Source organism: Polaromonas sp. P1_G1 (assembly GCF_056405595.1).
The window spans coordinates 1-11,963 of record NZ_JBFUBU010000081.1; the positions used below are offsets into that span (position 1 = coordinate 1).

Consider the following 11,963-nt stretch of genomic DNA (forward strand, 5'->3'; position numbering starts at 1 on the left):
CTTCGGGCAACCTGCGGTGCTCGAGCCAAGCGGGGTCCGGCTAAACTCGCTTCGCTCAGACAACGCCGGCCCTGATCCGCTTGTCTCTGCGCTCCTCGGCCCAGCCAGGACGGGACAATCGGGAGCGGGGACAGAAGACAGAAATACAAAGAACAAACCAAGACAACAAGGACTCGCCAAGGCGAGTCCTTGTTTCTTCAGGTATTGGTGTTTACTCCCCACCCCTTGTGGATGCGCCGAGGAGCGCAGGTTCAGGCGGATCAGGGATCGCGTTGTTTGAGCCGAAGGCGAGTTTAGCGAGACCCCGTCTGGACCGAGCACCGCAGGTTGCCCGTAGCGCAGCGGAGGGACGCAGCAACCAGGGTCGCCTTTTCTTTTGCTTACTTTTCTTTTGGCGAAGCAAAAGAAAAGTGAGTAGCCGCCGGGCTACCCCCGGCCAGCAACCTCAGCAGAGAAAACGCCCGTCGGAACAAGCCCCGACCTCATACCGGCCTGAAGGCCATCTGCTGCGCAACAAACCCCTCAAACGCCTGTAGCAGCGACTGATAACCCCCACCATCCCCTTCAAGCCGAGCCAATGCAGAACAAACCGCCTCCAGCGTGGAAAGCTGCCCCACCTTCTGCGCCTTCCGAATCCGATAACCAGAAACCGGCACATCTTCCAGCGACAGCCGCGGCAGCCGCCCAAGCAAAGGATTGAGCTGCAGCATCTTCCGGCTCTTGCGCCAGGTAGCATCCAGCACCACCAACCGCACACCCGCCGGGTCCCGGAGCCGCTCAACATCCAGGGCAGGCGCCTCGCCATCCTCCGGCGTCGGCGGGTACAGCAGCACCGCATAGGCAGGCGTCTCCTCCATCGCCACAAGCAATCCGGCTTCCTCAAACGTTTCACCGGTGAGCATGCGGCTGCGCGGCAAGCTCAGGTGCAGCAGCCGGCCGGTGTTTTTGGCGTGCTCCACTTCCATCGGATGCTGCAGGATCAGCACCTCGGCCGCATGCGCGACCGGCGTGATCCATTGGCAGATGCAGGCGCTTTGCGGGCGCATGCAGCTGGCGCAGCCGGTGCGCCTGGCCACCTCAGTCACGGGAGCGAGGGCTGTCCGCCTTGTCGTCCGGCGAATAGGCGTTCCTGAGCTGCACAGGCTTGGCGGTCTTGCGGCGCATGCGGATGTTGAGCATTTCCACCGCCACCGAGAAGGCCATGGCGAAGTAGACATAACCCTTGGGCACGTGGTGATCCAGGCCTTCGGCGATCAGCACCACGCCGACCACGACGAGGAAGGACAAAGCCAGCATCTTGATGGTCGGGTGGGTGGACACAAAGCGGCCTATGGCCGGCGCGAACAGCATCATGAGGCCGACCGAGGCGATGACGGCGGCGATCATGACGGCCAGGCTGTCGACCATGCCGACCGCGGTGATGATGGAGTCCAGCGAGAAGATCATGTCGACAATCATGATCTGCACGATCACGGCGGCGAAGGTGGCCTTGACGGTGCTGGAGGTGTGGCCCTCCTCGCCTTCCATGGACTGGTGGATTTCACCGGTGCTCTTCCAGATCAGGAACAGGCCGCCGCCGATCAGGATCAGGTCGCGCCCCGAGATCTCCTGCTTGAGCACGGTGAACAGCGGCTCCACCAGCCCGATGATCCACGACAGCACCAGCAGCAGGCCTATGCGCATGAACATGGCCATGAACAGCCCGAGCCGGCGCGCCACTTCCTGTTTGTCCTTGGGCAGCTTGTCGACCAGGATGGAAATAAAAATGATGTTGTCTATGCCCAGCACCAGCTCCAACGCGGTGAGGGTGGCAAAGGCAACCCAGGCTTGCGGATCGGTGAGCAGTTCCATCATGTGCGTCTTTCCTGGCGCTAGGCCATCAGCAGGTCTATCCCCGCATACAGTTATTCGGTCAAGAGCCTAAGAACTCGCCGATAGGTTTTAAGTCCTCCACCCGGTCGCAAATCGCCTTGACGATCATCAAAATCGGAATGCCCAGCAGCAGCCCCCACACGCCCCACAGCCAGCCCCAGGCCAGCAGCCCGACAAACACCGCCACCGGGTTCATGCGGCTGGCGCGGCTGGTGAGCCAGGGGGTGAGCAGGTTGCCGACCAGGGTGTGGATGACCAGCGAGGCCCCGCCCACGGCGAGGGCCATGTTGAGCGAGCCGAACTGCAAGAACCCGACCAGCGCGGAGCCCGTCGCCGTGACCAGCGAGCCGACGTAGGGCACCATGTTCAGCACGGCCGCCGCAACACCCCAGACGGCGGCATTGTTCAGCCCCAGGGCCAGCAGGGCCAGCCAGGTCAACAGGCCCACGATCGCACTGGTCAGCAGCTGCACCTGCAGGTAGCGCTGGATCTGGCCGGTGATTTCATTGAGCGCCTGCAGTGTGATCTTCTTGCTGCTCAGGCTGTCGCCCGCCAGCTTGATCAGCTTGCGCCGGAAGGTGTCGCCCGAGAGCATCAGGAAATAGGTCAGGAAGACCACCACGGTGGCTTGGCCCACCAGCGCGATCAGGCCAATGGTGCCGGACCACAGGTAATGCCTGATGTCAAAGCGCGCGGGCTCCACCACGACGCGCATGGCGCCGCGCGTGTTGCCGGGTGCCGAGCTCTCCTGCGCGGCCTGCTCTATCTGCGATGCGGCTTTCTGCACGGTTTCCAGCGCGCTGTCGGAGCGGCCGGTACGCGCCTTCACGGCCAGGCGGAACTTCTGCGCCGCCGCGGGCAAGGCTTCCACAAGCTGCGCGGCCTCGTCGCCGAGCGACCAGGCGGTGGTGCCTATGCCGCCCAGGATCGCCAGCAGGAGCACGGCCGAGCTCAGCCAGCGCGGCACCCGCCTGGCCTCAAACCAGTTGACCACCGGGGAAAACGCGTAGCTGAACAGCACGCCCAGCATCACCGGAATGAAGACGGCCTTGGCCCAGTGCAGTACAAACAGGAAACCCAGGCCTGCCAGCACCACCAGCGACATGTTGCGTATGTCGACCGGCATGTGGAGCAGCAGCCGGTCGGGCTCGGGCGGCACCGCGTCCGGCCCGGTAGGCGGCGTGCCGGCTTCTTCTTGTGTCATGTGTCTCCCGTATGCGTTTAAGCCGCCGGGCGCGAATAGCGAAATTTCCGCGATGGAAGGCCCAGGTAGTACTTACGAAGATATTCAAACCGGGCCGCCCAGGAAAACGTGTAGGACGCTTTCGCCGGAACGTACCAGCTGTTCAGGCCGGTTCGCAGCAGCAGCTGGTAGCCGTTGGCGCGCATCAGCGCGTGCTTGTGGTGGTGAGTGACGTGGTCCTCGATCAGCACCAGCCGGGGCTGCCAGTGGCCGAAGTCGAAGCCCGACAGGGCGACCAGCTCATGGCCCTCGATGTCGATGGACAGCAGGTCGAAACCGACGGGCGCGCCGTGTTCGCGCAGCATGGTGTCCAGGGTTTCGCAGCGCACCGCCACGGTGGAACGGACCACGGCGCCCAGGGCGATGGGCCGGTCTTCCAGCGTCGAATGCGGCCCCGCGCGGTTCAGCTGCAGCAGCTTGCCGGCGTTCTCGGCGCTGGAGCAGGCCATCTCGATCACCGTGCCCTTGCGGCTCTGGCGCAGCAGCGCGCAGCAATCCGGGTCGGGCTCGACCAGCAGGCCCGTCCAGCCCAAGGCCTCCAGGTGCTGGGACTGGGAATCGAGCACAGGATCGTTGGCGCCCACGTCCACATAAAACCCGGTTTTGCCGTCAAAAAATTCGCGCACCAGCTGCTGCTCGACGGCGGGCTGGTTGCTGAAGCGGTGCACGTGGCGCTGGGTGAAGTCGACGTATTGGGACATGTGTGAGTGGGGAAACGGGAACAAAAAAAGAACTTCGGGGCCGGGGAAGCCGTGTCAGGCCGTGATAGCCTCGCGCACCGCGCTGAGCTGGCGCCGCGACACCGCCAGCAACTCGTCGATGCCGTTGAGCCGCACCGCCCAGCCCTCGCCCTCCTCAGGATCGAAATGTTTTTCAAGCGCGCGCACCGCGTGCCGCGCAATCAGCGCATTGCGGTGTATGCGCATGAAGCGCTGGGCGTGGCGCTCCTCGAGCTCGCTCAGCGAGCCGTCCAGGATGTAGCTGCGGCTGGCCGTGCGCACGGTGATGTACTTGAGCTCGGCCTTGAAGTAGATCACCTCCGCCAGCGGCACGCGCTCGGTGCGGCCCCGGTCCTGGATGATCAGCATTTCCGCGGCGGCCTGGGCGGGGCCGGGGCGCGCGGCCTGCGCCAGGCGTTCGACTTTCTGCAGCGCCTGCTGCAAGCGCTCCAGGCGCACCGGTTTGGTCAGGTAGTCGACGGCCTCGAGTTCAAAGGCCTGCACCGCGTGCTCGGAATGCGCGGTGACGAACACCACGGCCGGCCGCCGCGGCATCGCCGCGATCATCTGGGCCAGCGCGATGCCGTCGGGGCCCGGCATGCGGATGTCGAGCAGCACCGCGTCGAAAGGCTCGCGCTGCAGGGCCTTCATGGCCTGTTCGGCGTCGGCTGCCTCCCCACCCGTCACCGCCATCGGCGCCTTGCAATCGCCCAGCAGGGTCCGCAGGCGGGACCGGGCCAGCGCTTCGTCGTCCACCACCAGTACCTTGAGTGTCATGCCGGAATCTCCATGCGTACCTGAAATATGCCGTCCTTGAAGACTGTCTTGAATTTCGCCTCGACATCATGCAGCAAAGCGAGCCGCTCCCGCACATTGGCCAGCGCCAGGCCGTGGCCGCGCTCGCCGGCGCCGGCGGGCGTTGAGTTGGTGACCTTGATCACCACGGTGCTGCCGCGCTTGAGGGTGGAAATCCGCAGCTGCGCGCCGCTGGCGCTGGGCTCCACGCCGTGCTTGACGGCGTTCTCCACCAGCGGCTGCAGCAGCAACGGCGGCAGCTTGGCCTGGTCGGCGTCGGCGTCCAGGCTCCACTGCACCTGCAGGCGCTCGCCGAAGCGGACCTGCTCGATAGCCAGGTAGCGCTGGGCCAGCAGGATTTCCTGCCCCAGGGTGACGGATTCCGCCGGGTCGGCCAGCGCGTGGCGGAACAGCTCGCTCAGGTCTTCCAGCACGGCTTCGGCCTTGGCCGGCTCGGCGCGCACCAGGGCGATGGCGCTGTTGAGGGTGTTGAACAGGAAATGGGGGCGTATGCGCGATTGCAGCTCGGCCAGGCGCGCCGCCGTGGCCGCCGGCGTGCGCGCCTTAGCGCGCCAGAACAGGCCCGCCAGCAGCACGGCCGACAGCAGGGCGCCCGCCGCCGCGCTGGCCTGCCAGGGCGGCCGCATCAGCAGCCCCATCACCGACAGCAGGCCGCAGCCGTAGAGGCCCGCGCCCGCGCCCAGCAGCACGCCGGCCGTCCATTGCTGCCAGTTCCTGAGCCGGTTCAGCCGCGACTTGAGGGCGCAGGCCACGATCAGCCAGGCCAGCGTGGCTGGCAGCACGCCGCCGGTCAGCAGGGCAAAGCGCAGCAGCCATTGAACGGGGGTGTCGGCGCCGAACATCGCGGCCACGCCCACCACCGCCTCCGCGAACAGCACGGCCCGCAGCACCACCCCGACCTGGCAGGCGTCGAACATGCTGGCGCGCGCGCCGCCGCCGCGCCGCGCGGGCTCCTCGTCGCCGGAGATGACGCTGCCCAGCAGCGTGGATTCCCCGAAATTGTGCGGATCAAGCGAAGGCTTCATGGCGTGCGTACTTGGATATCGACAAAACGGCGGGAGCGGGCTCCCGGGCGGATGAGAAACAGGTTCCTGGGCACATGGATAAAATCACCGTGATGCCGAGTATTGCACCGGTCGCGCCCCCTGCGGCGGCGGCCTGAAAGACAATCAAGGCCGTCGCCGGCCCGTGCTTGCCCAGAATAGCGCATCCGGCGCCCCGAATCCACAGCCTGCCCGGTACAGCCGGCAAGCTGGCCGCTACCCTTAGAAAGCCCGACGTGAACCAATTCGACAAAAAGTCCCAAGCCTGGTCTGCCCTGTTTTCCGAGCCCATGAGCGACCTGGTCAAGCGCTACACGTCCAGCGTGTTCTTCGACAAGCGCCTGTGGCAGGCCGACATCGCCGGCTCGCTGGCCCACGCCGAGATGCTGGCCGCGCAAAAAATCATTCCCGCCGCCGACTATGCCGACATCCAGAAGGGCATGGCGCAGATCACCGCTGAAATCGAGTCCGGCGCCTTTGAATGGAAGCTGGACCTCGAAGACGTGCACTTCAACATCGAGGCCCGCCTGACCCAGCTGGTCGGCGACGCCGGCAAGCGCCTGCACACCGGCCGCAGCCGCAACGACCAGGTCGCCACCGACGTGCGCCTGTGGCTGCGCGGCGAGATCGACCTGATAGGCGGGCTGCTGACCGACCTGCAAAAAGCCCTGGTCGACATCGCCGAGAAAAACGCCGAGGTCATACTGCCCGGCTTCACCCACCTGCAGGTGGCCCAACCCGTGAGCTTCGGCCACCACATGCTGGCCTATGTCGAAATGTTCAGCCGCGACGCCGAGCGCATGCAGGAGATCCGCAAACGCGTGAACCGTCTGCCGCTGGGCGCCGCCGCACTGGCCGGCACCAGCTACCCGCTGGACCGCGAGCGCGCCGCCAGAACCCTGGGCATGGTCGATGAAGCCGGCAAGCCGCAGGTCTGCCAGAACAGCCTGGACGCGGTGAGCGACCGCGACTTCGCGATCGAATTCACGGCCGCCGCCTCGCTGGCCATGGTGCACATCAGCCGCATGAGCGAGGAGCTGATTTTGTGGATGAGCCAGAACTTCGGCTTCATCCACATCCCCGACCGCTTCACCACCGGCTCGTCCATCATGCCGCAGAAGAAAAACCCCGACGTGCCCGAACTCGCGCGCGGCAAGACCGGCCGCGTGGTCGGCCACCTGATGGGCCTGATCACCCTGATGAAGGGCCAGCCCCTGGCCTACAACAAGGACAACCAGGAAGACAAGGAGCCGCTGTTCGACACCGTCGACACRCTSAAAGACACGCTGCGCATCTTTGCCGAGATGGTGGCCGGCATCACCGTCAAGCCCGAAGCCATGGAAAAAGCCGCGCTGCGCGGCTACGCCACCGCCACCGACCTGGCCGACTACCTGGTSAARAAGGGCCTGCCCTTCCGCGAYGCSCACGAAACCGTGGCCCAYGCCGTGAAAGCCGCCACCACGCACGCGGTCGATCTGTCCGAGCTGCCGCTGGCCGTGCTGCAGGAGTTCAACCCCAGCATCGAAAAAGACGTCTACGACTGTTTAAGCCTGCGCGGCTCGCTGAACGCCCGCAACATCCTGGGCGGCACCGCGCCGGCCCAGGTGAAGGCGCAGATCGCGCGGCACCGGGCGCGGCTGAGCTGAGGACTCCCCTCCCCCTCCCCGCATTCACTCCCTTTCCCCCTGGGAGAGGGCAGGGGTGAGGGCCAGCTGCCTTCCAAATATGCCGCGCGGCATCATGCGCTGCCAGCCCTCATCCCAACCTTCTCCCAGAGGGAGAAGGAGCAAAACCGGAAGCACACGAGATGCCGGTTTTTAAGCCCCACCTAAGTCAGTGCATGCATACTTGTACCTTCTGAGTAGGGTCCCCCAATGCGTTTATTGCTGGTTGAAGACGACACCATGATCGGCGAGACGGTTTTGCAGGTGCTGCGCGCCGAGCATTACGCGGTCGACTGGGTGCGCGACGGCCGCATGGCCGATGAGGCCCTGCGCAGCGAGCACTACGACCTGGTGCTGCTGGACCTGGGCCTGCCGCAGCGCGACGGCCTCGAAGTGCTGCGCACCCTGCGCGCCCGCCGCGACACCACCCCGGTGCTGGTGGCCACCGCGCGCGATGCGGTCGGCGACCGCATCGCCGGGCTGGACGCCGGCGCCGACGACTACGTCGTCAAGCCTTATGACACCGACGAGATGCTGGCCCGCATACGCGCATTGATACGCCGCAGCGCGGGCCGGGCCGAGCCGGCCTTCGAGCACAAGGGCGTGAGCCTGAACCCGGCCACGCGCGAGGCCAGCCTCAACGGCCAGCCCGTGACTTTGTCGGCACGCGAATGGGCGGTGCTCGAGCCCCTGCTGGCCCGGCCCGGCGTGGTGCTGTCACGCGCCCAGCTGGAAGAAAAACTCTTCAGCTGGAAAGACGACGTCAGCAGCAATGCCGTCGAGGTCTACATCCACGGCGTCCGTAAAAAACTTGGCAACGACGTGATCCAGACCGTGCGCGGCCTTGGCTATTTGGTGCCCAAGCAATGAAGAAGCCGGCCACGCACTCTTTGAGGAAACGGCTGCTCTGGTTTGTGCTCGCCGCCATTCTTGGCGCCGCCGTCCTGCAGGCCGGCACCGCCTACCGCGGTGCGCTGCGGCAGGCCGATGCGATGTTCGACGAGCACCTGCAGCAGATGGCGCGCTCGCTGCGCAGCGGCGTGCCCCTGAACCTGCCGCTGGAAGAGGCCGACGACGATGATCGCTTCGAGGTCTATGTGCAGATCTGGGGCCTGGATGGCACGCAGATCTTCCGCTCCACCCGCTCGGCGCTGCCGCCGCGCGCGGTGCTGGGCTTTTCCGACGTCGAAGCCCACGGCAACCGCTACCGCGTCTACACCCTGCAGACCGCGCTGCAGACCGTGCAGATCGCCCAGGACCTGGACGCGCGCTCGGCCCGCGCGCGGGCGCTGGCGGTGCGCGCCGTGATGCCGTTTGTGCTGCTGACGCCGCTGCTGATGCTGGCCGTCTGGTGGGTCATCAGCCGCTCGCTGGCGCCCATAGAACGGGCCCGGCGCCAGGTGGCGGGCCGGCGCGCCGACGATTTGTCGCCGCTGGCCTCCGAAGGGCTGCCCGACGAGGTGCGCCCACTGGTGGACGAGCTCAACCTGCTGTTCGGCCGCGTGCGCGGCGCCTTCGAGGCGCAAAAACATTTTGTGGCCGACGCGGCGCACGAGCTGCGCTCGCCGCTGACGGCGCTCAAGCTGCAGGCCCAGGCCCTGCGCCGCAACGGTGACACGCCCGCAGAACGCGAGGCCGGCATTGCCAGGCTCAACCAGGGCATAGACCGCGCGATACGCCTGGTCGAACAACTGCTGGTGCTAGCCCGCGAGGAAGCCGGCGCGGCCGCGGGTGCGGCTGCGCCCGTCGACCTGCAGGAAGTCGTCAAGCTCGCGGTGGCCGACGTGCTGCCGCATGCCCTGCACAAGCAGATAGACCTGGGCCTGGTGGCGGGCAACCCGCCGCCACAGCCGCTGCGGGTCACCGGCCAGGCCGATGCCCTGCGCGTGCTGCTGCGCAACCTGCTGGACAACGCCGTCAAATACACGCCGGCCGGTGGCCGGGTCGACGTCTCGCTGACCCTGGCGGACGGCCACCCCGAACTCGCGGTGGAAGACAGCGGCCCCGGTATCCCGCCCGAAGACCGCGAACGTGTGTACGACCGCTTCGTCCGCGCCGGCGCCGAAGGTGGCCGGGCCGATGAAGCGCCGCAAACCGGCAGCGGCCTGGGCCTGGCCATCGTCAAGGCGATCGCCGGAAGGCACGGCGCGACGCTGCAGCTAGGAAGCTCGGAACGCCTCGGTGGGCTCAAGGTGGACGTGCAGTTTCCGGCCGAACCGGATTCACTCGGCGCTTAAGCCCCGTCTAAGACACGGTCCTCATAGTTGGGTCTATCGGCACTAGGGAGTGCCATCAACCCAAGGAAGCACGCCATGTCATCCACCGCATTGAAGAACACCCGGCTTGTCGCCGCATTGCTGGCCGCGGGCGCCATTGGCGGCGCCGGCGTCGGCGCCATCAACATCCTGCATTCCGCTGCCACGGCCGCCCCGCCGCCGGCGATCTCGGCGCCCGCCACAACCACCAGCACGGCCGGCGTCCCCATGGTCCTGCCCGACTTCTCGCAGATTACCGAACGCTACGGCCCCGCCGTGGTCAACATCAGCGTGACCGGCAGCACCAAGGTCCGCAATGAAATTGCCCAGGGTGACGGCGACGACGATGACTCGCCTTTTTCGGGTGACCCCTTCTTTGAGTTCTTCAAGCGCTTCCAGCAGGGCCAGGGCCGCCCCGGCGCCCGCGGCAACGCCCCGCAGCAGGAAGTCCCCACGCGCGGCCAGGGCTCGGGCTTCATCGTCAGCGCCGACGGCATCATCCTGACCAATGCCCACGTGGTGCGCGACGCCAAGGAGGTCACCGTCAAGCTGACCGACCGCCGCGAATACCGCGCCAAGGTGCTGGGCGCCGACCCCAAGACCGACGTCGCCGTGCTGCGCATCGAGGCCAAGAACCTGCCCGTGGTCACCCTGGGCAAGATCAGCGAACTCAAGGTCGGCGAATGGGTGCTGGCCATCGGCTCACCCTTCGGTTTTGAGAACACCGTGACCGCCGGCGTCGTGAGCGCCAAAGGCCGCTCGCTGCCCGACGACAGCGCCGTGCCCTTCATCCAGACCGACGTTGCCGTCAACCCCGGCAACTCCGGCGGGCCGCTGTTCAACACGCGCGGCGAGGTGGTCGGCATCAACTCGCAGATCTACACCCGCAGCGGCGGCTACCAGGGCGTGTCTTTCGCGATCCCCATCGACGTGGCAGCCCGGATCAAGAACCAGATCGTGGCCACCGGCAAGGTCGAGCACGCACGCCTGGGCGTGGCCGTGCAGGAAATCAACCAGTCCTTCGCCGACTCCTTCAAGCTCGACAAACCCGAAGGCGCGCTGGTCGCCAATGTCGAAAAAGGCGGCCCCGCCGAGAAGGCCGGCCTGCAGACCGGCGACGTGATCCGCAGCGTCAACGGCCAGCCCATCGTCTCGTCCGGCGACCTGCCCGCCATCATCAGCCTCGCGGCCCCCGGCGACAGCCTCAAGCTCGATATCTGGCGCCAGGGTTCGTCCAAGGAGATCACCGCCAAACTCGGCAGCGCCGACGAAAAAACCGGCCAGGTCGTGGCCAAGAAGGACAGCCCCAACCACGGCAAGCTGGGCCTGGCCCTGCGCCCGCTGCAGCCCGATGAAAAGAAGGAAGCCGGCGTCGACAACGGCCTGGTCGTCGAACAGGCCAGTGGCCCCTCGGCCCTGGCCGGCGTGCAGCCCGGCGACGTGCTGCTGTCCATCAACGGCGTGCCCGTGAAGAACATCGAGCAGGTACGCGCCACCGTGTCCAAGGCCGAGAAATCCGTGGCCCTGCTGATACAGCGCGGGGACAGCAAGATTTTTGTACCGGTGAATCTGGGGTAAGCGTCAAACGGAGCGCGCGGCCCCTGGCGTCATGCCGGGGGTTGCTAACCCCCTCGCCGGAAGGCGAGCCGGGTCCAGGTGACGTCCGCTGCAAGATTTCCCGGCTGCAAAGACTTCGTTACCGTATTCAGCACGGCCTCAAGCCCGTGCTGCTGCGCAAGTTCTATCGTCTCCTCGCCCGAAACATCAAACATCCGCCGCCCGGCGGGGACAGGCCCATGTCGGAGGGACAGCAGGATCAGCCCGCCAGGCGCCAGCAGCGACACCAGCCTGGGCATGCCGGTGCGGCGTTCCGCCTCGTCAAGGTGCATCCACACCGCACTCAGCATGACGACGTCAAAGCGCTGCCCGCGCGATAGCACACGCTCCAATCCAGGCAGGGTATCGTCCAGCCACTCGATCAAAGGCGAGGGGTGAAGGCGCATGGCCGCCGTCAGAAACTCCGCGGTCGGCTCCACGGCCAGAACGCTGTGCCCCTGTTCGGCGAACCAGGCGGCATCGACGCCAGTGCCCGCGCCTATGTCCAGGATGCGGCTGGGGGCCGTCGGCAAAAGATGCAGTTCGGCCTCGTGGCGTTTGACAAAGGGAATGGCTTCGTACTGGGGAATCAGTGCCTCGGCTTGCTCGGCGTAGCCTTGGGTTCCTGGGGATTTGGCGACCTGCTGCACTTCAGGCRTCTCCACCGTCATCTCCACCGCCGCCGTGACCGCCCACACCTGAAGCATCTCCGCCCCCCGCCCCCCAGGCGCCCCCACCCGCCACCGACCCTGAGG

Annotated in this window: 11 protein-coding genes; 4 read left to right on the forward strand and 7 right to left on the reverse strand. The window is 66.4% G+C overall.

The features are described 5' to 3' along the window. Nucleotides 1–482: 482 nt before the first annotated feature. The 6 genes from AC1D1Y_RS25225 to AC1D1Y_RS25250 are packed head-to-tail and all read right to left on the reverse strand — an operon-like array spanning nucleotide 483 to nucleotide 5,675. The gene (locus tag AC1D1Y_RS25225) at nucleotides 483–1,085 is read right to left on the reverse strand and encodes a tRNA-uridine aminocarboxypropyltransferase (RefSeq protein WP_477684761.1); all 603 of its coding nucleotides are present in this window, start codon (nucleotides 1,083–1,085) and stop codon (nucleotides 483–485) included. Then, entirely contained in the window at nucleotides 1,078–1,854 is a 777-nt protein-coding gene (locus AC1D1Y_RS25230) for a TerC family protein (RefSeq protein ID WP_477652797.1), read from the reverse strand. The genes AC1D1Y_RS25225 and AC1D1Y_RS25230 overlap by 8 nt, the downstream gene beginning before the upstream one ends. A gap of 58 nt (nucleotides 1,855–1,912) precedes the next feature. Beyond that, nucleotides 1,913–3,076 carry an AI-2E family transporter gene (locus AC1D1Y_RS25235; protein WP_477684762.1) on the reverse strand — a complete coding sequence of 388 codons (1,164 nt, stop codon included), beginning with the start codon at nucleotides 3,074–3,076 and terminating at the stop codon, nucleotides 1,913–1,915. A gap of 17 nt (nucleotides 3,077–3,093) precedes the next feature. After that, complete coding sequence (locus AC1D1Y_RS25240; protein ID WP_477684763.1) at nucleotides 3,094–3,816, reverse strand: FkbM family methyltransferase; 723 nt, start codon at nucleotides 3,814–3,816, stop codon at nucleotides 3,094–3,096. A gap of 54 nt (nucleotides 3,817–3,870) precedes the next feature. Next, entirely contained in the window at nucleotides 3,871–4,611 is a 741-nt protein-coding gene (locus AC1D1Y_RS25245; protein ID WP_477684764.1) for a LytR/AlgR family response regulator transcription factor, read from the reverse strand. Beyond that, the gene (locus AC1D1Y_RS25250) at nucleotides 4,608–5,675 is read right to left on the reverse strand and encodes a sensor histidine kinase (protein WP_477684765.1); all 1,068 of its coding nucleotides are present in this window, start codon (nucleotides 5,673–5,675) and stop codon (nucleotides 4,608–4,610) included. The genes AC1D1Y_RS25245 and AC1D1Y_RS25250 overlap by 4 nt, the downstream gene beginning before the upstream one ends. A 254-nt stretch (nucleotides 5,676–5,929) precedes the next feature. On the opposite strand from AC1D1Y_RS25250, the gene argH reads away from it, so the two are divergent. The 4 genes from argH (at nucleotide 5,930) to AC1D1Y_RS25270 (ending at nucleotide 11,190) form a co-directional block, all read left to right on the forward strand. After that, the gene (argH, locus tag AC1D1Y_RS25255; RefSeq protein ID WP_477684766.1) at nucleotides 5,930–7,339 is read left to right on the forward strand and encodes an argininosuccinate lyase; all 1,410 of its coding nucleotides are present in this window, start codon (nucleotides 5,930–5,932) and stop codon (nucleotides 7,337–7,339) included. Between the two features lie 228 nt (nucleotides 7,340–7,567). Further along, entirely contained in the window at nucleotides 7,568–8,227 is a 660-nt protein-coding gene (locus tag AC1D1Y_RS25260) for a response regulator (protein WP_477684767.1), read from the forward strand. After that, nucleotides 8,224–9,594 carry an ATP-binding protein gene (locus tag AC1D1Y_RS25265; protein ID WP_477684768.1) on the forward strand — a complete coding sequence of 457 codons (1,371 nt, stop codon included), beginning with the start codon at nucleotides 8,224–8,226 and terminating at the stop codon, nucleotides 9,592–9,594. Before AC1D1Y_RS25260 ends, AC1D1Y_RS25265 begins: the two co-directional genes overlap by 4 nt. A 75-nt stretch (nucleotides 9,595–9,669) precedes the next feature. Beyond that, entirely contained in the window at nucleotides 9,670–11,190 is a 1,521-nt protein-coding gene (locus AC1D1Y_RS25270) for a DegQ family serine endoprotease (protein ID WP_477684769.1), read from the forward strand. 44 nt (nucleotides 11,191–11,234) lie between these two features. On the opposite strand, the gene AC1D1Y_RS25275 is transcribed toward AC1D1Y_RS25270, so the two are convergent. Next, on the reverse strand, nucleotides 11,235–11,879 hold the full coding sequence (locus AC1D1Y_RS25275) for a class I SAM-dependent methyltransferase (RefSeq protein ID WP_477684770.1): 645 nt from the start codon (nucleotides 11,877–11,879) through the stop codon (nucleotides 11,235–11,237). Nucleotides 11,880–11,963 lie beyond the last annotated feature (84 nt).

What these genes read in the sequence shown, in the direction of transcription:
- AC1D1Y_RS25240 (WP_477684763.1), bottom strand. Translation starts at nt 3,816, where the DNA reads ATGTCCCAATACGTCGACTTCACCCAGCGCCACGTGCACCGCTTCAGC.
- AC1D1Y_RS25265 (WP_477684768.1), top strand. Translation starts at nt 8,224, where the DNA reads ATGAAGAAGCCGGCCACGCACTCTTTGAGGAAACGGCTGCTCTGGTTT.
- AC1D1Y_RS25270 (WP_477684769.1), top strand. Translation starts at nt 9,670, where the DNA reads ATGTCATCCACCGCATTGAAGAACACCCGGCTTGTCGCCGCATTGCTG.
- AC1D1Y_RS25230 (WP_477652797.1), bottom strand. Translation starts at nt 1,854, where the DNA reads ATGATGGAACTGCTCACCGATCCGCAAGCCTGGGTTGCCTTTGCCACC.
- AC1D1Y_RS25250 (WP_477684765.1), bottom strand. Translation starts at nt 5,675, where the DNA reads ATGAAGCCTTCGCTTGATCCGCACAATTTCGGGGAATCCACGCTGCTG.
- AC1D1Y_RS25260 (WP_477684767.1), top strand. Translation starts at nt 7,568, where the DNA reads ATGCGTTTATTGCTGGTTGAAGACGACACCATGATCGGCGAGACGGTT.
- AC1D1Y_RS25235 (WP_477684762.1), bottom strand. Translation starts at nt 3,076, where the DNA reads ATGACACAAGAAGAAGCCGGCACGCCGCCTACCGGGCCGGACGCGGTG.
- AC1D1Y_RS25245 (WP_477684764.1), bottom strand. Translation starts at nt 4,611, where the DNA reads ATGACACTCAAGGTACTGGTGGTGGACGACGAAGCGCTGGCCCGGTCC.